Genomic DNA, 23267 nt, shown 5'->3' on the forward strand with positions numbered 1-23267 from the left:
ACGGGGTGGGGCCAAATCGACATGAGAACGGAATTTAATGGATTATCTTTCGGGGAGACGAAGGATGATCTAAATTACGAATTTTATGAGCACGTGGTTTAGTTCTTCGCGGCTGAGGGCCGGCCCTGAACTGTCCGAACTCTTCGGCCAAATTTCTGCATGAGGTGGCCAATGCAAATTATCTCGCGACCGACTACACTCCCATCTCGCCACATAAATCGGCATGATCTGGACTGCCAAATCCAGATCGAATCCTCGAAAGTCGGACCTGGTTTTGTGAATTTGCTCAAAAGCTGACTCTCCAGGAAGAGCAATCCCGCCGTAGCTTCTCAATCCTACCAACCGGCCTTGCAATCACTTGGAAGCTACGCACGGAACCTGTTTCGGCTTCGGGGCCAATGCCGCATATCTCGGGCCAAGCTTGGTGATCTCTGTGCGCAGTGCGTCGTCGTCCATCCCGCCTGCGTCATAAATGATCTTCCCTTGGGCGTCGATCAGCGTCGTTCGCGGAATCCCGAATGATCCCAAGAGCCTTTCTATCTCCTCATCCCAATCGTGGAAGTCAGGCCAGTTGTAGCCCTTCTTCGCTAGAAACTCGGTGGCAGTGTTAGCTTCTTCGTCCTGGTCGACTGCAAGCAGAACCAAGCCCTTGTCTTTCGCTTCGCCATAAATCCGGGCAAGTTGAGGCAGAGCTTCTACACGGGCCGCAACACGTGGCCCAGAAATCGAGCAAAACTGGCTTGCCCGGAATGAGTCAAGTGCAACTACCTTGCCGTCCGCAGATCTCAGCTTCAGAGAGGGAACCTGATCGCCCGTCATCATGACGTCTCCGAAGTCCTTTCGAGGATCGGGGAAATTCTGTATCAGCTTGGCGTCGGACGGCGGGATGAACACGAAAAGACTCTCATTCACTGGACCGTTCAGTTCAGCCTTGGTGAAGACCGTGGTTGGCTCCTGTTCCAGCGGAATGCGGCTCCCACCGCTTACAAGATAGGTGCGGGCGTGTTCGGCCATCTTCATCACTGTCTGGTGAGTCTCGTCGATCCAGATCGTCTTATCGAACGAGTCCCCGGGTGAGGCGCGTTTCTGATCAAAGCTTTGAAAGCGAACAACATGACAGGAGATCTTGTGGCCGTTCACTATGAGAGTCGTATCCGGGAGGCGGTCTGCCGATTTGAGAGTTTTGGCCAGAGCGCCCATATTCTTCCTGAGATTTTCGGCCTGGAACATCGCCGACTCAGTCATCCCTATCACCGTTTGTTGGCTCGCTGTCCCAATCGCCTGAGGCTTCGCTGTATACCGATGCTCATCTGCGCGGTAAGTCCAGACGGTCTTCCCGTCTGCCACCTTCATCGCGTTACCGCTACTTGAACGCCCCTCATAGTGAAAGCGATCTCCCGAAGACTGAGCGGCAGTAATGATTGTCTTATCCCAATAATGAGAGTAGTTGGTGCTTGAAGTACGCTCCTCTACCGATTCGATGTAATAGGACTTTGCGTCCGCGTACTGCTGGGCTACCTGCTTGATCATTCAAGGCCCTCCGAGGAAGTCGGAGAAGCCGCAGTTTGCGCGAACACTGCCGCTGCACCAATTACTGTCAGCACTGCAAATACTGAGAGTTGGCATCTCATAATAGCCTCCGAACTCCGGCCCAAATTCTAACCACGAAAGGGTGTCTCTTCCAGCTAGCCGAATCCCGCAAACGAAGTCTTTGACCAAGTTCGAATCTCTCGCTCACGCCTTCGCGCATGAAATTTTGAACACTCACCTGGCGACCAGTCGAGTGACGGCATAACGTTGTGCTCGGTGGCGAAAGTGGAAGAGTGGAGATACGGCAGCAGATGTGCCGGTGCGACCCTCCGTCGCGCTAGATTCTTTCGATTCTGCCCTCAGACCGCCCCTGGAACTAACTCTGGACTACTTTTTGGGTGCTCTGCCCGTGTCTCTTCAGTCGGCCAATGACAAACTGCTCAGCTGGATCCTCAGCCCGGTGCTGATCCGCCTGCGTCGGTTGTGCGTATCGCAGAACCATCCAGGTCTCTCGATGAGAGAACTCTCTCCACGGCCCTCTACGGATATTGCAAGGAAGACAGGCAACTGCCCCAGTCCGTCTTAGCGCGAACCCACAAGTTCTGCAATGCGGGAATACTGACGCCGAGCTTCGTTGTGCGAACCAATAACCGGGCTATGTTTGATCTTGCGCCGGACGTCTTGAACAGCCGTATAGGCATATCTTTTGAAACGATCCGCGACCGGGTGCTTGCCGGGAGAGGAGGGTGTAATTCCGGCCCGACGCAGATAGTAGTTAGCTTTAAAAAGATTCTCCCAGGCATGTTCATGAAACTGAAAATTGATATTTAGGCTTACAGAGACGTTATCTCCGTTTTGGAGCCAGTGCGGCGTGTTGACCGGGCTGTGTACTCCGATGCCCGGGCAAAGATGGTAAACCATGGCGCGCGGTTCATACTCTGGTTTGTACACCGCCGAAAGATTGTTCACCATCCAATACTTTTCCAGTTCGGCATCCGGGAGCACGTCCTTGTCGGCGCGATCGAAAAAGTGAATATCCTTGTCACCCTTGATTTGAAACAGCCATGAGCATTCACGGTCGATGTGGTATTCGGTAACTCGGTTCGGTGAGGTAATAAAGAGAATTGCTTCAAACCACTTGATTTGTTCCAGGATCTCTTTGCCGGCAAGATCCAGAATTTCGCAGATGCAGTTTTCGAAGACTTCACGGTATCCAGGTTCGCGCTCGATATGCTTGAGGATGATCCAGGTTTGTCCCGTTTCAATCTCATGTACCAGACTGTTGAGATCGCTCTTTGCCCAATCGCGCGGATCAAGCCTTGAATTCCCCGCTGACGCTCCACGCTCGACGTGGATGTCTCCCTTCGGATGATGCGGATTTTCCCGCGTGGCTATTCGTTGGGATAACTCGGCCAGCGCTCGAAGTTCAAATAGTGGATTCGCGGAAAGAGCGTGCTGAACTTCATGGGGAAGTCGATTGAAATTTTGCGAAAAGACGTCGCGATCACAACGAACGATAGATTCTTGCTGAACCAGCATTGGACATCCTCTCTTGAGCTAAGTCGCACGAACTGCGACCGAGTCCTAAGGCAAAACAGGCAGTACACAATCAATCATCTACCCCCACATCACTACATGTCATTGCTTCCGATACCGTTCGACATCATTTGACAATCGGATGACAAGCCAATGACAACTGCGGGCTGCGGACGAGGTCTTCTTATCGGGAGGGATAAGATCATCTAGTTTTCAGAGGGGAGTTTATGTCAGCCCAGAGTGTAATCACCTCGGACCTAAGATCGGAAGGCACAGTTTTCGGTTTTGACACGCCTCGATTCCGAGAAGACTTTGACGAAAAGTCATTCGAGTTTAGACACGTCTTTAGTGTCGGACATCCCCTCTTTACTCGGGAGCGTATGCGTCATCTACTGACCAATCCCGCAACAAAGAACAATGTTTATTACAACGCTGGCGACATTCGTGTCGACCAACGCTGGGATTCTGTGCCCGCGCGAACAAAGCCGGTGGAAGAGGTCTTCGATTCAGTAGAAAACTCGGGCGCATGGATCGCGCTGTTACGCGTGAATGAGGATCCTGAATATAACTCCCTGCTGGAAGATTGCTTACGGGAGCTGAAGCAGCTGAGCGGGCGGGTTATCGACGATGACAAAAAAACACAAGAAGCAGATATCTACATAACTTCGCCGAAACGCGTGACCATGTACCACATCGACCCTATCTGTAATTTCTTAATGCAGATCAGCGGAGAAAAACAGATCCACATCTTCGATCGCAAAGATCGAGATGTGTTGCCCGAGGAAGAGTTGGAACGATACTGGTCGTTGAACGACTACTCAGTAACTTATCGGCAGGAGTTGGAGGATCGCGCAAAGGTGTTCACTTTACGCCCCGGCACCGGCGTCCATATCCCCTTGAACAATCCACATTGGGTCGAGAACGGCGATGAAATATCCGTCTCCCTAAGTATTAACTACCAATATAAAGACGATCGACGCAAAAACATCTACTTGGCTAATTACTATCTACGACAAGCGGGCCTAAATCCGAAGCCTCCGGGAAATTCACAAATAATAGATCACATGAAGGCATCCGCGGTTACTGTTGGTCGAAAAATAGACAACCAATTCAAGAAATTGAAACCGACAAAACAGAGTGCCACGAAGATCTGACACTCCGGCAAAACGCTTTCGATCGCCTACGGAACTCACATTGCAGATAACCTTCAACGACAGATGCAGAATCGGTGACCTTCTCACCTAGTTTCCAATCCCGGAGGAGGTGGCCAGGTGTTGACGGTTCCCACCTGGCATCAAGAAGATGAAGACGCAAGAGTTTGGTGCTTCGCACCCCGAGCCGAACCGACGCAAAGTGATCTCTGAGATATGGTCACTGGTCCAACCGCGCCGATGGTCGCTCGCGGGAGCATTGCTCTTGATGATTGTGGAACGATGTTGCAGCTTTTTTGTACCTGTCTCGTCGCGCTTTTTGATTAACGATGTCATGTATCGACATCAGACAAGTCGACTACCCCTGATCCTCGGGGCTGTTGTCGTCTCCACATTTATCAGCGCAACCATAACCTACTTCTTAGATCGCTATCTTGGAGTCACCGGCCAGCGCCTTGTCGCAGAGTTGCGGGCACAGGTTCAGGCTCATGTCGGTCGCCTACCTATTTCCTTCTACGATAAAAACCGTACCGGTACCCTGGTCGCTCGCATCATGACAGACGTTGAGAGCGTCCGCAACTTGGTTGGCGCCGGCCTCCTGGACTTTGTGGGGGGAATCCTCACAGCTGTTATCGCTCTAGCCATACTCATCCACATCAGCATTCCCATGACCGTACTCACAATTGGTCTCTTGATTTCTTTTGGTTGGTTTTTGAAGAGAGCCCTCGGAGTCACGCGCCCCCTCTTTCGTGAGCGCTCTCGCATTAGTGCAGAGGTCACGGGACGACTCACCGAATCGCTCAACGGGATAAGAGTTGTTAAGGGCTATCACGCCGAAGCCAGCGAGGCCCGCATTTTTGTGGAAGGTGCGAATCGCATCCTCAAGAACATCACACTTTCGATCACCTCTCAAGCCTTCTTGTCGCTTTGTAAGACGATGGTCTTAGGGGCTGTTGGTGCGTTCATTATGTTTCTCGGTGCAAGGGAGGTCAATGCGCATCGCCTCGACGTCGGCGGTTACGTAGAATTCACCATGCTTCTCGCCTTTATGGTCGCGCCTATCGCAATGTCGGTCAGCATTGGAACTCAACTGACGGAGGCTTTCGCCGGATTCGACCGCACCCTGGAAGTCCTCAACGAACCTGAAGAAGACGGAGAGTCCGGTCGTACAGCAGCACTCGAACCGATCATAGGGCACATCACATTCAAGAACGTAACCTTTGCTTATGTTCCAGGTGAGCCTGTGCTACACGGCCTCACGTTCGACTCCGAACCTGGCACGGTCACTGCCCTGGTGGGCTCATCCGGATCGGGAAAATCAACTGTAATTTCGCTCATCTGCGGTTTCCACTCTGCTGGCTCGGGCCAGGTTTCAATCGACAACGTGGACCTCAGCACGATCCGACTTAGCAATCTTCGTCAACAGCTTGGTGTTGTGCTCCAGGAAACCTTTTTGTTCGATGGCACTATTCGAGAAAATATTCTCTTTAGTCGTCCGAAGGCGACCGACGAGCAACTGTACCAAGCCTGCCGTATAGCCCGGGTCGACCAATTCGCTGAGTGCTTTCCCGAGCGATACGAAACTATCGTTGGTGAGCGAGGCATCAGATTGTCTGGCGGCCAGCGTCAGCGAATCTCCATCGCTCGCGCCATCCTCGCCGACCCTCGTATCCTCATTCTGGATGAGGCTACCAGCTCCCTCGACTCAGAATCTGAAGCCCTTATCCAGAGTGGCCTGAACTACCTCATGCAAGGTCGCACGACTTTTGTCATTGCCCATCGCCTCTCAACCATTCGGCGTGCCGACCAGATCCTCGTGCTCGAGATGGGACGCATAGTCGAGCGTGGCAACCACGAAACCCTTTACCGACGCCAGGGACGGTATTTCGATCTCTACACTCGTCAACATGGCCTCGAGGCCAATCTCTTTTTGGCTCCTGGAGAAGGCGACAAGGTGATGCAATGAGTATGCCAGCAGGCCGTGGACATGTGTGACTCGAAGGTTGCGGCGCAATGCCGCGAATGGAGGGTTCGCATCCATACCATACCTTGCCGGGACAAATTTTTAGCATGACTACCCCGAAACCATCCTTCTTGTTAGGCTCTCTCATACCACGATGGGCCATGCTATCGTTTTTTATCTCGGCGGTGTTTCTTTACCTACGAACCTTTCTCCTCCCCGCTGTCCCCTTACTCACTGTGGGCGATGAGTCACACTACTTTCTTCATGCTCTTCGCATGATGCATGGACAGTTGCCGTATAAAGACTACTTCACATTTGTCCCTCCTGGGACCGATCTACTCTATGTTGGCATCTTCCGGCTTTTGGGGGTTCATCAATGGGTAGTGCAAGGCCTATTAGTTTTTCTAGGTCTCTTTCTTATTTCCATCGTAATGTGGGACGCCCAAAAGGTGCTACGTACCTCGTCCGCGATTCTGACAACCTTGCTATTTCTCGTATTCGATGTCAATAGTGCCCTCGATGCGACGCACCATTGGTGGAGCGTTCTTCTCGTGATGACGGCGATTGGCGTGTTGCTTGGCGGAAGATCGCCGGCAAGAATCGTTCTGGCAGGCTCTCTGTGCGGCTTTGCCACACTTTTTACGCAGACGTACGGTTGCCTCAGCCTGCTTGCAATCGCTCTTTATCTTGTTTTGACAACCGACGGCGTTGGACGCATACAAAATCTAGTCCGCGAACTCCTCTTGCTTTGCCTACCCTTTGTCCTTGTCGTAATTCCCGTTGTTGGGTATTACTCTGATCTCATCGGATTCCGGACACTTACGTATTGGACAATCTACTATCCGTTAGTTTTTTTCCACGCACAAGAAAATAGCCCTCTGGCATTCTTCAGAACCCCACGGTTTCATGGAATGAGCGGCATTCATCTCCTTATTTCCTTCATCTTCATGCATACCGTGGTCCCACTCATCTACATCCTGTGTGCAATTCGCCTAACTCGAGAAAAACGACGAATGGATCCACTCCAGTGGAGGAAAATCCTTCTTCTCACTCTCGTGGGTTCGGCGCTCTTCGTCTCGATTATGAGCGCGCCCACATTTCTTCGTCTATGTGCAGTGGGACCTCCCGCTATCATTCTCTGCGTCTGGTATCTCGATAGACCTTCCGGACCGCACTATTGGTCAACCATTGCACTATGGGGCGCAGCGATTATTTCCATCTTGTACCTGCCCATTAGTCGCCAATTACATCGACATGTCACAGTCAACCTTCCAACGGGGCGAGTTGCGTTTATCAACGATCAGCAATATGACAAAGTGCTGTGGCTCGCGCAACACACACATCCAGGTGAGACTTTTCTAAACGACACTAATGCCGCTTTTGCCCTATCCCTGGAGAGTCCGGGCCCTTTAGACTTCGTGACGACAACAGAGTTTACCCGGCCACAGCAGGTTGACGCACTGATTCTATCGATGACAAATCATCAAACGCGCTACGTCTACCTCTACCCCACGCTAACTGCTCCCATCCTTACGAAGAACAATCTGGAGCCATTTCTCAGATACCTAGGTGAAAACTATCACCTGGTTGCAATTTTCTCTGATGGGCAAATCCTAGAACGGAACTGAAGAGAAAACCGCACTGCCAAACGTGGTTGGTGAAAAAGCTTGCGGCGAGAAGGAGTCTTCCCGCCGCGAGTGGGTATTCGATCGTTTCGTACGGCCGAGTCGGTCGACTCGTTACTTGGTTCCGGGTGCGAAGGAGACGCCGCGGAGCACCTCCGCAAATTCGGCCTTGTGCACGACGGTAAACTTCTCCTTGCCCGCCTTTGTCGGATCGGTGTTGCTAAGTGTGTCCGTGATCGCGACAAGGCGGTTTGGGTCAGCACCTACATCGCCGGCGCCGCTGATGGTTGAGGTGATTCCATAGATCGTGACTTTTCCATTCCTATCTGTGGTTCCGGTAATGTTGCGGATTCCATCGGTCGCGGGCGCCCACGGCAGGTTTGTGGCTGAGTTGTTGCCGGTGGGATAGCGATTTACGGTGTATGGAACGCCGAGTTCCAAGCCGGTCTGCAGCGTGTAGGCCAGGTTCCAGGTCTGGGTGGAGGCGTTGAAGATCCACTTCTGAATGCCCGCCGCGGTTTGTGCGGCGGCGTGAGTGTAGAGGGTGATATCGCCGGCGAACTGGTCGCCTTCGTCAGCAACATACAAGGTGTCAGCGTTCGCGAAAAACAGGCCGAAGGGAGCTGCGACCGGGTTAGCGGACTTCGCCAGTGCGGTTGGGAAACCTGCGAGTATGCACATGTTGTTTGCCAGCCCTGCGGTTTGCAGCGTACTCAGGTTGACAGGAAGAGGAGAGATTGGAAGCGGTGCTCCAACGGCCGGGATGCCTACACCCTTGGGGCAAGCGGTGCCGGTGGTGTCAACGAAGTAAACAGTGTCGACTCCATTGCTGCCGCTTCCCTTGGTAAAGTAGACGACGTCGTTGAAGATGGTCAGGCCGCGAAAGTTGTCGTCCTTGCCGATCTTGTCGGCTTTGTCACCGAGTTGGGTGACGGAAAAGCTGGCGAGCGGCGTGGGCGCTTCGGGTGTCTGGAAGCTTTCGGGAGCGGTCGAAGGCTCGATGAACTGTGCGCCCGCGCCCAGAACAACGCCGTTAGGCTGCGGGTTCGAGCCATTGCCTGCGTTGCCTGCGGTGTAGAAGAAGTTCTCGCCATCACTGTTGTTGAGGATTGCGGCGCGGCCGTTATTGCCACTATAAGCGTTGGTCTCGGTGAAGGTGAACTTGCCATTGCGGCTGACGGTGGCAACAGCGCGGTAGAAGTTGATGCCGACCGGATTGGTGGGATCGATCGCGCCGGGGGTGTTGGAGTTCGAGGCGTCGATGGTGTCGATCGGGGCGACGTAGCCCATTAAAGTAACAAACTTGCCGTCGGTGGAGAGGTTGAGCGCAATCTCGGACTTGGAGCTGAAGCTGGTGACGAGCTGGTCGCTCTCGGTCCGGATGTTTCTCAGGGAGCTATTGGGGACTTCAAGACTGTCGAGTACGAATCCCGATGGAGTGAGCTGGTCGAGGAAGATCTTCGCGGCCATTCCAAAAGAGGGGTCAGGAATGACGTTGTTAAAGACGAAGGGGTACTTACCGTTGTTGGTTGCGGCGACGCAGGGTCCAACGGTGTTGGCGCAGTTTGGCGGAAGCAAAGCCCCGACTTTTACGTTGTTAGCATTGTCGTCGTAGACGCTGCGGCTGACGACCAGATTGCCCGGAAAAAAATGGATTCTGGCTTCGAATTCCGGCTCTTGGGCAACGGCAGGCACGCTGACAGCGAATGCGCCGAGAGAGAGCGTGGCGAATACTTTTAGGAAGAGGTGCTGCGAGTTGCAGGCCTTTGAAAAGGAAAATCGCATTGTGTCTCCAGTGAGTAGAAATACGTCGTTCGAGGTACCAGACGACTCTATGCCCGGAGTATTAGTAGCTTGTAAATTCATCCGCTGCGGCCATTTGCGGCGTGCTCGAGAATTCGAGCGATACACGCTTCTCTTTAATGGCGCCACGGGCAAAGTCAAATGGTTAGAACGCATATCTATCTGCTACCTCATAGATGAAGTAGCGCTTTGTCTAACTGCCCATCAGTTCCCGCTGACTTTTAGATTCACATCCGTCTTCAACGACAACGACTCCACCGAATCACCCACAGAAACAGTGAATCGATTCGATCCTATCGCCCACCTCTTGGCCGCGATATCGTAGTAAGAAAACGACCGCGCATCCAACGGAATCTCCACACGCTTCGTCTCGCCTGGCGACAGCTCTATCCGCTCGAAGCCTTTCAGTTCGTGCTCTGGCCGCGGCACCTTAGGATGCTCCTCTGTTACATACAGTTGAGCGACTTCGGCCCCTTTACGTGAGCCTGTATTGGTCACGTCGAAGCGCGCAACCGCGTGAATCTCACCGCCTTCATCTTTCTGATCGAACGTCAGGTTTGTAAATTTGAACGTCGTATAAGAGAGACCAAATCCGAAAGGAAACAATGGCTTGATCTTGTTCTTTTCATACCCTCGATATCCGACGAAGATGCCTTCTTTATAATCAACACGTTTGGAGTCGCCTGCAGGATAGTAATTGGCAAACGTCGGATTATCCGCTTCTTTTCTCTCAAACGTTGCCGGCAGATGTCCGGAAGGGTTAACGTCACCGAACAAAATCTCTGCTAACGCCTGTCCACCCGCCTGCCCTGCATACCAGGTCTCCAACACTGCGGGCACGTCATCAATCCATTTCGTAAAATCCACATTCCCGCCCGACGTAATCGCAACCACCACCTTTGGGTTCGCCGCGGCTATCTCACGAATCAGCTCGCTCTGGCCATACGGCAGCGAAAAAGTTCTGTCACCACCTTCGCTCTCACTCTCCTGCTGAAACCCGGCTGTGACGAGTACTACGTCTGCCTTTGCAGCAAGCTTCACCGCTTCCGGCCTCACCACCTTGTTCTCCGGTACGATCGCAAGCGCCACGTGGCCGCCAATAGGAGTCTTCTGCCACTCCTCTACAACTACCTTATGAGGGCCGGCCGGAAGGTCCAACGTTATATGTGGTTGAAATGCGCGCACGATCCTCCAGTTGTCGATCACTAGCTTGCCGTCCACATACACGCGATTTCCAGAGCCCTCCCCAGAATCCTCCAGAGCAAAGATGTATTTAGTCGCAGTAGCGGCGTTATAAAAACCAGTGAGGCGATGCGAGATTTGCGATGGCGGCGAGTTGAACAGCATCTCCATCACAGCATCAATATCCGCAATGGCCTGTTTGATGGTAAGTCCGGCCAACACAGCATGTCGCGTAACTGTCGTCGAAACGGGAGATCCCGAAAGATCAAGATTATTGAAGCTTTCAAGCTTGAGCCCCGCCTTACTGCCCTTTGCCTCCGTCGTAAACTCCGTAGCGCTCGCCAAAGATGACAAAGTAGGGACACCGCTGTCGTACTGCACTGTCGCCGACGCGCCAAACTCATTGGAGATGCCCTCAAGCGCGCTCACTTGGTGGAATGGCACCACACCCGCGCTTCCTCCGCCTACAGGAACGCCCGGATAACCATCCGGCCCAACAATCAAAATCGTCTTCACCGCTGACTTATCCAACGGCAGCAGATTGCCAGAGTTCTTCAACAGCACTGCTCCCTCGCGAGCCGCATCGAGCGCAACCGTATTATTCTTCGCATCGACAAACGAGATGGACGTGTCGCGCTGATCGCGAGTCAGCCATCCATAGGAAGCCGCTGTCTCGAGGATACGTCGCACCTTCTCGTCGATCGTTGCCTCGGACACCTTTCCTGCTTGAATCGCCGGACCAAGGTTCGCGTTGTTCATGAACTTCCCAGTCGGCTCCTCGATATCGAGCCCGCCGTTTGCTGCCCCAATCGCGTCGTAGGTGGCGTCCCAGTCCGACATCATCACGCCCTTAAATCCCCACTCCTTGCGCATGATCTCGATATTGAAGTATCCGTTCTGTGTGGCATGAAGCCCATTGATAAGGTTGTAAGAATCCATCACGGCACTCACGTGTCCTTCCTTTACCGCGGCCTCAAATCCCGGCAAATAAATCTCGCGCAGTGTTCGTTCGTCGATCTCCGTATCTGAGTCGTGTCGCAAAAACTCGCTATTATTTCCCAAGTAATGCTTCACCGTCGCGCTGACACCCTGCTCCTGCATCCCGGTGATGTAGCCCGCAGCAATCTTTCCCGCAAGAAACGGGTCTTCGCCGAAGTATTCGAAGTTGCGTCCATTGCGCGGAGAACGATAGATATTAATCCCTGGCCCAAGCATGAAATGAACACCACGCGCACGCGCATCTCGTCCAATTCCGCCTCCTATCCGAGCCGCCAGCGCTGGGTCCCACGAAGCTGCCATGTTGATTCCAGCCGCGTACGTAGTCGATGGAAACCCCGAGTTTGACCGCGTTCCGTACGGGCCGTCTGACATCTCCAGCGGTGGAATTCCAAGCGCCGGAATACCTCGCACCCCAAATCCCGTCCCACCGATGTAGTCGAGCTTTTGCTGAAGCGTCATCTGCTTCACCAAAGAATCTACCTTCTGTTCTTCGGCCGCATCGAGCGTATGAGGAGCCTGGGCGAATCCTGAACGGTAAGCGACCAGAAGGGCCGCACTAAGAGTAACCGTCATTAGGAAAGAAGAACGAAACGGGCTGACGCGCTTTGAGTTCATAAAAGTGTTTCCTCGTTGTTGCCAAATTGTAAATGCAATATCTGGTGTCCCATCCAGCCTCGCCGCATCTGTAAGCATTCAAGCCACGCACGAAATGTCCCTTTCTACACCGGGTTAACTCCGCTCAATCGTGGGATTCTACCGAACGTGCACCAGCATGCGCAGACCAATGCTTCACGCCTTTTGTAACGCGAGCAACTGTCCTGCCTTCAACGCACCCCGTCTGTACGCAGATCACGGTCAAGCTCGTATTCACTCTGCACCAAGCCACCCTTATAGCAGCGCGTCGCAACGTGGCGGAGACTGATGTCGCGCGGCGCCGGACCGAACAACGGGATACCTGCTCCGATCAATATTGGCACCCGTGTGATCACCATTCGGTCGACCAGGCCGGCCGCTAGAAACCGCTGAATAGTGATGCCGCCATCGACATAAGCGTGTTTGAAGCCGCGATCTTTGAGCTTCGCCACGATTTCGGCTGGTTCACCGGACATCTGTTCGACCACTCCGCCTTTGACGGATGAGAAATTGAACACACCACTGCTAAGCACGACTACCGGCTTTTTCCCGTAAGGCCATCCGCCAAATGTCAGCACCACCTCGAAGGTTTTGCGGCCGATAACAATGACGTCGACGCTACCATAGAATTCGTCAAAACCATGCGGCTCCTGCTCCCCGGCATCCAAAAAATCGAGCGAGTGGTCAGGCCGAGCCAGAAAGCCATCGACGCTCACTCCGCAGAATACCGAGATCTTCACAGCACACCTCCCAATTCAGATAGATGAGTCTAGTTACCCGAATTTGGCTCCGTCAACATGGCGTTTCGCCAGTCCATGCTTGAGGCACCGTTACAGTCTGCCTGCAGCAGGCATCAAGTGAGCACCTGACAATTGCCTCCCTCATCTCTTCAACATTCAGCAGTCAGCCGCCAACAAAATGCGCAGATCTCGCAGATTGTTTCCAGTCACGCCTGTTACGATGGACAAGCCAACTCTCTCGAAAAAAGTACCAGAGTCGAACCGTTGCAAAGCATCCCAAGCCTGTGACAACCGGCTCTCCTCACCAAATAGAGTCTTCTCGTCGACAACTGCACCTGCGGCGAAGCTGTTCCCATCGATGCCGTCTGTACCGGCAGAGAGAACCGCGACGGAAGCATCCGACGGTCTCAGCAAAGTTGCCGCATAAAGTGCGAACTGCTGATTGCGTCCGCCGGTTCCCACTTTTTCGCCCCCTTCTGCGCAAGAAAGATCAGATGCCCTTGGTAGCTCAACCGTCACCTCTCCCGACGAGATGAGGCAGACACGACTGTGTTGCCGCCTGAGTTCCTGAAGGCGCCCAAGTAGATACTCGGCAGCATCCTTGTAGTTCCAATCGTCACAAGCATTGTCCACGACCGCGTAAAATCCAAGAGCTTCGGCACGTTGTCCCACGATCGCTGCCAGTGCATCGGGCGATAGGAGTGTCACCGCCTTTGAGGTGAGATTTCCAGGTTTGGGCGTTTCTACGAGTTGGGCCGATGAAAAAAATTGCTTCACCGAGGCCGGAAATCTCTCCAGCAACTGATATCGCGCCAGAATCTCTTTGCATTGATCAACAGTAGAAGTATCAGGCAGCGTAGGCCCAGATCCTAAGGCGTCTAGATGGCCCAATGGCACATCTGAGATAAGCATGGAGTAACTTAGAATCCCTTTAGCCTCGAGGGCCAGCCGCCCCCCTTTGACCGCGGAAAAATGTTTGCGAACACAATTTATCTCAGCAATCGAACCACCGCAATGTACCAGCTCCCGATGGAACTTCACCGTGTCTTCAAGCGAGATCCCGGTATCGAGGGGCAACTCCATCATTGCAGAGGCCCCGCCGCTTATAAGAAACAGACACAGCGAGTCGTCTGTCATTGCAGCCTTTGATCGTAGTGACCGGACCAGCGCTACCGCCGCCTCCGCTCCATCGAACGATGCTTGATTTGGTGTCGGGTGACCTCCAGCAAAAAACTGAAAGCCTGAAGGAAGATCCGGCTGCTCATCGTTTGTAATCACTACTCCAGACAGATCGCACTGAGTCAACCCCCTCAGTGATGGCAGCAATGCTTTGAGCAGCGCAGATGTGGCTTTACCAACAGCCACCACTCCAATACGGCGAACACAGTCAAGGTCGATCGCATCGTCGCCAACGGCTAGAAATGTCTTGCCCGCTCTTGCCTCTCGTTTTACCCCACGAGTAAATGCCTGCTCGACGCTGCAATCCGCGAGAGACTGCAGGAAGAGACTATAAGCAACCTCTCGTAACCCCGACTTAGTCGCCATCATGCAGCCACACTCCAGTACTTCGGCCGTAGTAGAACAGCATTCGAATTGCTTCCCAAGAAAACCCGAGCTACTTCACTCAAGATTCCCACAAAATTTTCTGCATGGTGGAGCAACGTCGGCGACGTAGACGATACTAGTCAGAGATTCACACTATCGTCAAAAACTTCTCCATGTTCTAGAGGATCAAAACCATATGGCAAAACTTGGATTTCTTGGTTTAGGAATTATGGGTGGCCCAATGGCCCTTCATCTCATTGAAGCGGGACATCAGGTCGCTCTATGGTCGTTCACTAAAGCGAAAGTCGAGACCCTCGCAGTCAAAGGTGGCATTGCCTGTGCTACACCCGCAGAGGTAGCACGGCAAAGTGACATCATCTTCCTCTGTGTCGGCAACACAGAGATGTCGCGCAAGGCAATCCTTGGCAAAGATGGTCTCGCGGAGACCGCCGCCAAAGCGTCCATCATCGTAGACTGCAGTACCGTCTCGCCGTCTGCCAGCCGTACAATCGCCGCTGAACTCGCCGAGAAAGGTATTGCATTTCTCGACGCTCCCTGCACCGGATCAAAGGGCGGAGCAGAAGCAGGCACCCTCACCTTCATGGTCGGAGGATCAAAAGACATCTTCGAAAAGGTGCGCCCGTACTTCGAGGCTATGGGCAAGCAGCTCTACTATTGCGGCGGTTCCGGCATGGGACTTCACGCCAAACTCTCTCAAAATATGATCCTGGGCAATCTCCTCCAGGCTTTCAACGAGAGTCTGATCCTCAGCACCAAAGCCGGAGTGGATCCCGAGATGATGCTAGACATCCTCAACAACAGCGCCGCCAAATCAGGCTTGATCTCAATCAAAGCGCCTCTGGTGTTCGCCCGAGACTTCACTACGAACTTCTCCGTAAAGTGGCTTGAAAAAGACATGGAGTTGATGCTGGAATCCGCAGCAGAACTGAACGTTCCCGTACCGCTCACAGCACTTTCACGACAGCTCTTTCGTGCAGCCATCGCAAAAGGCTACGGCGAAGAAGACATCTGCGGCTCCATTCGTGTTATGGAAGAGATTGTCGGTTGCACCGTCGCCAGCAAGTCAAAGGCGCAGCAAACCTAATCGGCATCGCTGCAACATCAGTCGGCGTCGCCTCCCTGCACCATCTGAAAACAAGACAAATTTTCTGACTGAGACTATGGTTGGAAACAGCGGTTTAACTCCATGACGCGAGGATCGATGCACGTGCTGAATCGTAGAAGCTTCTTGAAAATAGCAGGAACAGCAACCGCGGAGACCTTACTGGCGCCAAAGATTTACGCTCTCGCAGCAGGCCAGGCCACACCTGCCGCCCCCATTGCGGCCAACGACCACATACAGTTCGCACTCATTGGTGCCGGCATTCAAGGCCAAGGTGACACAAAGGTCGCCGTTCAAGTTCCAGGCGTGAAGCTGGTGGCGGTGGCAGACTGCTATGACGGCCGACTCGAACGCAGCAAGGAGCTCTGGGGCAACGACATCTTCACTACGCGCGACTACAAAGAGATCCTGGCTCGCAAGGATATCGACGCTGTCCTCATCGCCACGCCGGACCATTGGCACAAGCAGGCGGCCATCGACGCAATGAACGCCGGCAAGGACGTCTACTGCGAGAAGCCGATGATCCATCTCTACTCCGACGGCCCTGAGATGATCGAGACCGCCCACAAGACCAATCGCATCATTCAGGTCGGAAGCCAGCGCGTAAGCTCGATGATCTACGCGAAGGCAAAAGAGCTCCTGGCATCCGGCGCCATCGGCCAACTCAACATGGTCACAGCGCGATGGGATCGCAACTCATCTCTAGGCGCATGGAACTACACCGTCCCTCTGGACGCATCAACTGAAACCTGCGACTGGCCGCGCTTCCAGGGATCTGCGCCCAAAATTCCTTTCGACGCAGATCACTTCTTTCAATGGCGCAAGTGGAAGGCATATGGAAGCGGTGTAGCCGGAGATCTCTTTGTGCACCTCTTCAGTGGCACTCACTTCATCACCGGAACAAATGGCCCGACCCGCGCGATGGCAACTGGAGGCCTCCGATTTTGGAAGGATGGGCGCGACGTTCCCGACGTAATGCTGGGCCTCTTCGACTACCAGGAAGGATTTAACCTCAGCCTGCGTGTCAACTTTGTCGACGGCGGCGAAGAGAGTGAAGGTCTCATCTTTACCGGATCGGAAGGCACCATGGAGATTGGCGGCAACGCAGTCAGCGTAAACCGAGTACCGCTCCAAAAAGATCCGGGCTACATCGTTGGAACATTTCCCGAAGCAATGCAAAAGCGCATTATTGAAAGCTACCGGGAGAAGTACCCGACCTCACATCCTTCGGGAACCCCTTCCCCTGGGTATGAAAAATATGTTGCTCCCGCCGGATATAGCGACAGCTACGACCACTTCAATAACTTCTTTTCATCTGTTCGCACACGGAAGCCCGTTGTCGAAGACGCAGTGTTTGGCTTCCGGGCAGCGGGAGCCGCCCTGTTGAGCAATCTCAGCATGGAACGCGGCGAAGTAGTGAAGTGGAATCCGGACGCGATGAAGCTCGTGTAGGCGCCTCTGACGAATTCAATACTGAAAGAAAAGGTATCAGTGCGATGAGAATTCTTGTCTTGTTTCTCGGAGTGACGTTTTCAATGCAGGCGGTGCCGCAAAAGATCCCGCCGCACAAAGCCGCGATTGTATTGTTTGACGGATCGAATCTGGATAACTTCGATACTTTCCTGAAGACGAAGGGACTCAACTCTGACCCCGACCACGTGTTCAAGCTCGAGAATGGGATGATTCACATCTCTGGAAAAGATATGGGCTACCTCATCACTAGGCAGAGCTATCACGACTTCTATCTGCGCGCCGAATTCAAATGGGGCGAGGGAACCTACGGCGAACGCGAGGGAAAAGCCCGCGACAGTGGCATTTTGTTCAACATTCAAGGCGAGCAGAAGGTATGGCCGCGATCAGTTGAGTTCCAGATCACCGAGGGAGGCACTGGAGACTTCTGGATGACCGATGGAGCCGCTCTCACAGGGCGCAATGGCGAACGTGTCACCGGACCTCCCGGATCTTCTCTGAAGATTGATCACTTCGGCAAAGGGCCTACGCAAAACGTAGTTGGTTTTCGCGATGCAGTCGGCGATCTGGAGAAACCGCACGGCCAGTGGAATATTTTAGAACTTGTGACTCGCGGAAACGACGTTAAGCAATATGTAAACGGAAAGCTCGCCAATGAAGGAACAGATCCATCTCCGACTGAAGGAAAGATCCTGTTTCAATCCGAGGGCGCCGAAGTGTTCTTTCGAGATATCAAGCTGTACCCACTAAAGTAGCTGGCACCAAGCAATGACTCCAGCGCACTTCCTTGGAAAGTCAACCTCTAGCCCACGAATCCTTTGTAAAAAAGACGAGAACCTGAAACGTTCTTGTAGGGCGAAAACTGCCAAGGTCCGCGAATTGACAAGTCAACGAGCCGCAGCTTATCGTTTCCGGCGCAATCCACCCCACGCGTACCGGAGTTGCAAACGTGAAAAATAAAGCCAACAAATCTCTCTCTGCGAGACCAGCCTTCGCGCGTCTCGTCGGAACACTTCTCTTAGCAATGGCCGCTCTGAGCGCTTCAGCCGTCGCTCAGAGCCCTGCCGATCTTGCATCGCAACTTGGCCCCAACGTTTACATCTTCGATCCCAGCATGTCGACTAGCCAAATCCAGGCAACTGTCGACTCATCGCCAACCAGCAACTAAGCAACCAGTTCGGCACACAGCGATATGCCCTGCTGTTCAAGCCCGGGACCTACGGAACCGCTGCCACCCCCCTCGACTTCCAGGTAGGCTACTACACGGAAGTGGCCGGCCTGGGTGCGTCGCCAGCCGATGTCACCATCAACGGACACGTCGATGTCTACAACCAGTGCTTCGCCGCCGACAACTGCATCGCGCTCGATAACTTCTGGCGCTCGCTATCGAATCTGACGATCAACGTCATGGGTCTGTCCGGTTGTCAGGCCTCAGCCGACTTCTGGGCTGTCTCGCAAGCGGCACCCATGCGCCGTGTAAACATCACCGGCGCCAACCTCTCCCTCCAGGACTACTGCAGTGCCGGTCCACAGTTCGCAAGCGGAGGCTTCATCGCCGATTCGCAGACCGGCTTCGTCATCAACGGATCTCAGCAACAGTTTTACGTGCGCAACAGCAGCGTCGGCGGATGGTCCAACGGAGTCTGGAATCAGGTCTTCACCGGCGTTGTCGGTGCGCCTGCAACGAGCTATCCGAATCCGACCTACACCACCCTCCCCAGCACGCCGGTAAGTCGCGAGAGACCATTCCTCTATAGCGACGCCAACGGTAACTACAGCGTATTTGTTCCCGCGCACAGAAAAACTCGTCAGGCGTCAGCTGGGCCAGCGGCAACACTCCCGGTCGTTCGAAATCAATCAACGACTTCTTCATCGCGAAACCGACAACCAATGTAGAAGCAATCAACCTCGCGCTGCTCCTGGGCAAGAGCCTCATTCTCACTCCAGGCGTCTACCAACTAAAAGACTCCATCCGCGTCCTCTACCCCAACACCATCGTGATGGGCCTCGGCTTCGCGACGCTCGTTCCGCAAACTGGAAGGCCCGCTCTCACAGTCACAGATGTAGATGGAGTGCAGATCACCGGCCTGATCGTCGATGCAGGCCCAGTCAACTCTTCGACGCTGGTTCAACTTGGCAACTCGAGGTTGAGAAGCTTCGCTGATCGCTTCGGAATCAACCTCTTTGGTAATCACGCCTCGAATCCGTCCTCCCTCAGCGACGTCTTCTTCCGCATCGGCGGTGCCACCGCCGGAAGCGCCACCACCAGCATCGAAATCAACAGCAACGACGTCCTGCTCGACGACATCTGGGCATGGCGCGCCGACCATGGCGCCGGAGTCGGCTGGATAGTAAATACTGCGGATCACGGCCTAGTCGTCAACGGCGACAATGTCACCGCGCTCGGTCTCTTCGTCGAGCACTACCAGAAGGAACAGGTTCTGTGGAACGGCAACGGTGGCGAAACCATCTTCTATCAAAGCGAGCTGCCCTACGATCCACCGAGCCAGGGCGCCTGGACCGACGGAAAAGCTAATGGCTATCCATCCTACGTAGTGTCTAACTCTGCGTCCGGCCATCAGGCCTATGGCTTCGGGATCTACTCCTTCTTCAACCAAGGGATCAACATCATCGAAGACAACGCAATGACCGTTCCCACCACCAAGGGAATCCAAATCAACGACGTTGGCACGGTCTTCCTCAATGGCAGCGGGCAGATCACACACGTCATAAATGGGCAAGGTACAACAGCAAGCATCGCTAACGGCGGTTCATTGAATCCCGTTGTGATCTACCCATAGACCTGCATCTTCAACCAACAGCAAACAAAGAGGGCAGCGAACCTCGAGCTGCCCTCTTAGTTTTGCCTTAACTCTTCTCGACAATTGGAAGACGAATCACAACTCCAGCCACTAACATTCTCGATCACGTTCTCACTTCCAATTCGTCGAAGCGGCGCCACCTGTAAAACCAGATCGAGGCGATCCAGCTCAAGGCAAAGAGTCCAATAATGGCGTAACCTAATGTCCCAAAATTCTCATTGAGAGTTCCAATAAAATCCCAAAAAGTTCCGTGGAAATGGAACTGATCTGCAATTAGTCCAAGCGCTTCAATCCCTCCGACCATTACCGCGACAACCACCGATATCAGAGTGATTGTCATGTTGTAGTAAATCTTGCGAATCGGTTTCACAAAAGCCCACCCATACGCGCCAAGCATCAAAACATTGTCCGTGGTGTCGACCAGAGACATCCCCGCCGCAAACAGCGCCGGAAAAACCAGAACGGACCAAAGCGACAATCCCCGCGCAGCCTCTGAGGCCGAAAGACCGAGCACCCCAATCTCCGTCGCCGTGTCGAATCCCAGCCCAAACAAAATCCCAAGTGGATACATATGCCAGCTTCGACGAATCAACGCGAACATCGGACGAAACAGACGAGAAAGAAATCCCCGGCTTCCCAGCAACAAATCAAAATCTTCTTCAACGTAACGCTCCCCGCGGCGAACTCGTCGGAACGCAAGATACACCGATCGCAGAACGGTCATATTCACGATGGCGATCCCGAAAAGAAAAAGTGTTGAGACTAACGTCCCAACCACCCCACCGATGTGTTTCGCCGCATTCAGCCGATGTTGCAGTGACAGTGCTGTAGCAGAGAGGGCAATAGACCCTAACACCACGATCGTCGAATGCCCAAGGGAAAACATGAATCCCACTGCAACCGGACGCTTCCCTTCCTGCATCAATTTTCGCGTCACATTGTCGATAGCTGCGATGTGATCGGCATCCACCGCATGCCGAAGACCAAAACTATAAGCCAGAAACGCGGTACCCAATAGAACCGGATAATGTCGAAATGCAATAAGCGCCCACACCCAGGCGGACACATTCATCATCAGCAAAACCACGTAAATAGCCACGACCCTGCGCCTCGTATTGGCCGCGACATGGTCGAGCGCACTCCTCAGCAGATGTTTCATCTAATCTTTTGACCTAAACTGCACGATCCGTTTTGAATCTCCGTACAACATTCTATAGAGCGCCGTTGATACTTCCGCGTTCAGGAATTCTCCCTCGTCAAAGCCCTGATCTCCGGCGCAAAGTCAGGCCACGCTCCACAAAGCTCTTCCCTCACGCCAGCCTCATAGTCCTCAAACTCAAACCCCGGACTGACCGTGCATCCCAGCAGCGCCCAACGTCCTCCCTCCACCAAACGCGACCCCTGCCACACATCTCTCTCAACGATCACCTGGGGCCGTTGCCCACGCAAGAGATCGTTCCCAATCACCACCATCGCGCCTTTCCCTTTCTCGGTCAACTGCAGCATCTCCACCGCGTCCCCCGCATAAAAATGAAATACCTCATCCGACTTCAGACGGTGCATCTCACTGAACGTATCTGGCTCCAACAGGTAATAAATCGCAGTCCCCGTCCGCCGTGCCCCTTCATATCTCTTATCCTCAAAAGCCTCGATCCCCAACTTCTCAGCGGCCTCATACGTCCTCACATACCAACCGCCCTCTCGCGGATGCGGCTGCAACCCGAGTATTTTTTTGACATCCTCTGCCGTCATCGATGCCCTCTCACGCTATTCTGAATTACTCCACCCATTCTAGTTTCCCGCCTCACAGGAGCCTGACCTGATGCCCATCCGCACTCGCCTGGAGCACTACTTCGGCTTCTCCGCCCACGCCACGAACTGGCGCACAGAAATCCTCGCAGGTCTCACAACCTTTATCACGATGGCATACATAATCTTCGTGAACCCTTCGCTGCTCAGCAAAACCGGCATGCCCCTCGCCGCCATCACCACCGCAACGTGTCTCTGCGCGGCCTTCGGCAGCATCCTCATGGGAGCGCTCGCCAACTACCCCCTCGCCCTCGCACCCGGGATGGGCCTCAACGCCTACTTCACCTACACCGTCGTCCTCGGAATGGGCATCCCCTGGCAAACGGCACTCGGCGCCGTCTTTCTCTCTGGAATCATCTTTCTCGCCCTCACCTTCACCGGCATTCGCCAGCGCCTCGTCGCGGCCATCCCTCATCAACTCCATGCCGCAGTCGGCGGAGGCATCGGCCTCTTCATCGCCTTCATCGGTTTCCGCAACGCAGGCATCATCGTCCCCAGCGTCGCCACCACCGTCACCCTCGGCAACGTCCGCGCACCGCAAACCGCACTCGCCATCTTCGGCCTCTTACTCATCGCTCTCCTCCAGGTCCTCCGCGTCAGAGCCTCCATGCTCATCGGCGTCCTCACCACCATGTTCGTAGGCGTACTCTGCCACCAGGTCCATTGGCAACCCGCGACCTACGACCTCACTGCCATCAAGGCAACTGCCTTCCACCTCGACATCCTCGGCGCGCTCCACGTCGGTGCCTTCGAAATCATCTTTGTCTTCCTCTTTGTCGACCTCTTCGACAACATCGGCACTCTCGTCGCAGTCACCCAGCGCGCCGGCCTCATCGCGCCCGACCACACGATCCCGCGCCTGAACCGCATCTTCTTCGCCGACGCATCCTCAACCATTCTCGGCTCCCTCGCCGGCACCAGCACCGTCACCAGCTACGTCGAATCCTCCGCCGGAGTCGCCGCAGGAGGCCGCACAGGCGTCACCGCCATCGTCACCGGAATCCTTTTCTTTCTCTCTCTCTTCATCGTGCCATTCGTCGGAGCAATCCCCACCTTCGCGACCGCACCCGCTCTCATCCTCGTCGGTGGTCTTATGCTTACCGGTCTCGGCGAAATCGACTGGGACGACCCGCAGATTGGCATCCCCGCCTTCCTCACCGTCGCCACCATCCCCCTCACATGGTCCATAGCCGACGGCCTAAGCTTCGGCCTCACCAGTTATGCTCTTCTTCAACTCCTCACAGGCCGCGCCCGCCGTCGTGACTGGATGCTCTATCTCCTCGCTGCCCTCTTCCTTCTTCGTTTCATCTTCCTCGTTCGCAAATAGCCCGCAGCC

The 23267-nt window shown here is 54.0% G+C and carries 18 protein-coding genes; 10 read left to right on the forward strand and 8 right to left on the reverse strand.

All coding sequences use genetic code 11. The annotated features are described in order from the left end of the window. Positions 1-354: 354 nt before the first annotated feature. Positions 355-1530 (reverse strand): redoxin family protein, encoded by a 1176-nt coding sequence (locus HDF14_RS16470; protein ID WP_183978761.1) that lies wholly within the window; start codon positions 1528-1530, stop codon positions 355-357. A 582-nt stretch (positions 1531-2112) separates the two neighbouring features. Next, entirely contained in the window at positions 2113-3069 is a 957-nt protein-coding gene (locus HDF14_RS16475) for a transcriptional regulator (protein WP_183978763.1), read from the reverse strand. Positions 3070-3446: 377 nt separating this feature from the next. Here HDF14_RS16475 and HDF14_RS16480 point away from each other — a divergent pair, with 377 nt between their 5' ends. The 3 genes from HDF14_RS16480 (at position 3447) to HDF14_RS16490 (ending at position 7808) form a co-directional block, all read left to right on the forward strand. Next, on the forward strand, positions 3447-4220 hold the full coding sequence (locus HDF14_RS16480) for a cupin-like domain-containing protein (protein WP_183978765.1): 774 nt from the start codon (positions 3447-3449) through the stop codon (positions 4218-4220). Positions 4221-4368: 148 nt separating this feature from the next. After that, positions 4369-6183 (forward strand): ABC transporter ATP-binding protein, encoded by a 1815-nt coding sequence (locus tag HDF14_RS16485; protein ID WP_183978767.1) that lies wholly within the window; start codon positions 4369-4371, stop codon positions 6181-6183. 158 nt (positions 6184-6341) lie between these two features. Further along, a complete protein-coding gene (locus HDF14_RS16490) occupies positions 6342-7808 on the forward strand; it encodes a hypothetical protein (protein ID WP_183978769.1) in 1467 nt (488 codons plus the stop codon). A 111-nt stretch (positions 7809-7919) separates the two neighbouring features. Here HDF14_RS16490 and HDF14_RS16495 read toward each other — a convergent pair whose 3' ends face one another. The 4 genes from HDF14_RS16495 to HDF14_RS16510 all read right to left on the reverse strand — a co-directional run bounded on the left by HDF14_RS16495 (position 7920) and on the right by HDF14_RS16510 (position 14710). After that, positions 7920-9590 carry a hypothetical protein gene (locus tag HDF14_RS16495; protein WP_183978771.1) on the reverse strand — a complete coding sequence of 557 codons (1671 nt, stop codon included), beginning with the start codon at positions 9588-9590 and terminating at the stop codon, positions 7920-7922. A gap of 222 nt (positions 9591-9812) precedes the next feature. Beyond that, the gene (locus tag HDF14_RS16500) at positions 9813-12404 is read right to left on the reverse strand and encodes a beta-glucosidase (RefSeq protein ID WP_260698334.1); all 2592 of its coding nucleotides are present in this window, start codon (positions 12402-12404) and stop codon (positions 9813-9815) included. A gap of 209 nt (positions 12405-12613) precedes the next feature. Beyond that, a complete protein-coding gene (locus tag HDF14_RS16505) occupies positions 12614-13162 on the reverse strand; it encodes a dihydrofolate reductase family protein (RefSeq protein ID WP_183978773.1) in 549 nt (182 codons plus the stop codon). Positions 13163-13318: 156 nt separating this feature from the next. Then, positions 13319-14710 (reverse strand): glycerate kinase type-2 family protein, encoded by a 1392-nt coding sequence (locus tag HDF14_RS16510; RefSeq protein ID WP_183978775.1) that lies wholly within the window; start codon positions 14708-14710, stop codon positions 13319-13321. Between the two features lie 130 nt (positions 14711-14840). Between HDF14_RS16510 and HDF14_RS16515 the strand changes: the two genes are divergently transcribed. From HDF14_RS16515 to HDF14_RS26090, 6 genes are all read left to right on the forward strand, one after another. Further along, positions 14841-15812 carry an NAD(P)-dependent oxidoreductase gene (locus tag HDF14_RS16515; RefSeq protein WP_406707236.1) on the forward strand — a complete coding sequence of 324 codons (972 nt, stop codon included), beginning with the start codon at positions 14841-14843 and terminating at the stop codon, positions 15810-15812. Between the two features lie 144 nt (positions 15813-15956). Further along, positions 15957-17282 carry a Gfo/Idh/MocA family protein gene (locus HDF14_RS16520; protein ID WP_260698335.1) on the forward strand — a complete coding sequence of 442 codons (1326 nt, stop codon included), beginning with the start codon at positions 15957-15959 and terminating at the stop codon, positions 17280-17282. Between the two features lie 44 nt (positions 17283-17326). Beyond that, a complete protein-coding gene (locus HDF14_RS16525) occupies positions 17327-18055 on the forward strand; it encodes a 3-keto-disaccharide hydrolase (RefSeq protein WP_221304728.1) in 729 nt (242 codons plus the stop codon). A gap of 194 nt (positions 18056-18249) precedes the next feature. Continuing rightward, positions 18250-18468 carry a hypothetical protein gene (locus HDF14_RS26080; RefSeq protein ID WP_221304729.1) on the forward strand — a complete coding sequence of 73 codons (219 nt, stop codon included), beginning with the start codon at positions 18250-18252 and terminating at the stop codon, positions 18466-18468. Between the two features lie 101 nt (positions 18469-18569). After that, positions 18570-19196, forward strand: coding sequence for a glycoside hydrolase family 55 protein (locus HDF14_RS26085; protein WP_221304730.1), 627 nt, complete (start codon positions 18570-18572; stop codon positions 19194-19196). 104 nt (positions 19197-19300) lie between these two features. Then, positions 19301-20101 (forward strand): hypothetical protein, encoded by an 801-nt coding sequence (locus tag HDF14_RS26090; protein WP_221304731.1) that lies wholly within the window; start codon positions 19301-19303, stop codon positions 20099-20101. A 124-nt stretch (positions 20102-20225) separates the two neighbouring features. Here the strand turns inward: HDF14_RS26090 and HDF14_RS16535 are convergent, their stop codons facing one another. Together HDF14_RS16535 and HDF14_RS16540 are read right to left on the reverse strand one after the other, a co-directional pair. Beyond that, entirely contained in the window at positions 20226-21281 is a 1056-nt protein-coding gene (locus HDF14_RS16535; RefSeq protein ID WP_183978780.1) for a HoxN/HupN/NixA family nickel/cobalt transporter, read from the reverse strand. Positions 21282-21361: 80 nt separating this feature from the next. Then, complete coding sequence (locus HDF14_RS16540) at positions 21362-21874, reverse strand: cupin domain-containing protein (RefSeq protein ID WP_183978782.1); 513 nt, start codon at positions 21872-21874, stop codon at positions 21362-21364. Between the two features lie 70 nt (positions 21875-21944). Here HDF14_RS16540 and HDF14_RS16545 point away from each other — a divergent pair, with 70 nt between their 5' ends. Further along, positions 21945-23258, forward strand: a complete 1314-nt coding sequence (locus HDF14_RS16545) for an NCS2 family permease (RefSeq protein ID WP_183978784.1) — start codon at positions 21945-21947, stop codon at positions 23256-23258. Positions 23259-23267 lie beyond the last annotated feature (9 nt).

This window comes from Tunturiibacter gelidiferens (genome assembly GCF_014201335.1).
GTDB lineage: Bacteria > Acidobacteriota > Terriglobia > Terriglobales > Acidobacteriaceae > Edaphobacter > Edaphobacter lichenicola_E.

What these genes read in the sequence shown, in the direction of transcription:
- HDF14_RS16470 (WP_183978761.1), bottom strand. Translation starts at nt 1,530, where the DNA reads ATGATCAAGCAGGTAGCCCAGCAGTACGCGGACGCAAAGTCCTATTAC.
- HDF14_RS16475 (WP_183978763.1), bottom strand. Translation starts at nt 3,069, where the DNA reads ATGCTGGTTCAGCAAGAATCTATCGTTCGTTGTGATCGCGACGTCTTT.
- HDF14_RS16480 (WP_183978765.1), top strand. Translation starts at nt 3,447, where the DNA reads ATGCGTCATCTACTGACCAATCCCGCAACAAAGAACAATGTTTATTAC.
- HDF14_RS16485 (WP_183978767.1), top strand. Translation starts at nt 4,369, where the DNA reads ATGAAGACGCAAGAGTTTGGTGCTTCGCACCCCGAGCCGAACCGACGC.
- HDF14_RS16490 (WP_183978769.1), top strand. Translation starts at nt 6,342, where the DNA reads ATGCTATCGTTTTTTATCTCGGCGGTGTTTCTTTACCTACGAACCTTT.
- HDF14_RS16495 (WP_183978771.1), bottom strand. Translation starts at nt 9,590, where the DNA reads ATGCGATTTTCCTTTTCAAAGGCCTGCAACTCGCAGCACCTCTTCCTA.
- HDF14_RS16500 (WP_260698334.1), bottom strand. Translation starts at nt 12,404, where the DNA reads ATGAACTCAAAGCGCGTCAGCCCGTTTCGTTCTTCTTTCCTAATGACG.
- HDF14_RS16510 (WP_183978775.1), bottom strand. Translation starts at nt 14,710, where the DNA reads ATGATGGCGACTAAGTCGGGGTTACGAGAGGTTGCTTATAGTCTCTTC.
- HDF14_RS16525 (WP_221304728.1), top strand. Translation starts at nt 17,327, where the DNA reads ATGAGAATTCTTGTCTTGTTTCTCGGAGTGACGTTTTCAATGCAGGCG.
- HDF14_RS26090 (WP_221304731.1), top strand. Translation starts at nt 19,301, where the DNA reads ATGGGCCTCGGCTTCGCGACGCTCGTTCCGCAAACTGGAAGGCCCGCT.
- HDF14_RS16535 (WP_183978780.1), bottom strand. Translation starts at nt 21,281, where the DNA reads ATGAAACATCTGCTGAGGAGTGCGCTCGACCATGTCGCGGCCAATACG.
- HDF14_RS16540 (WP_183978782.1), bottom strand. Translation starts at nt 21,874, where the DNA reads ATGACGGCAGAGGATGTCAAAAAAATACTCGGGTTGCAGCCGCATCCG.
- HDF14_RS16545 (WP_183978784.1), top strand. Translation starts at nt 21,945, where the DNA reads ATGCCCATCCGCACTCGCCTGGAGCACTACTTCGGCTTCTCCGCCCAC.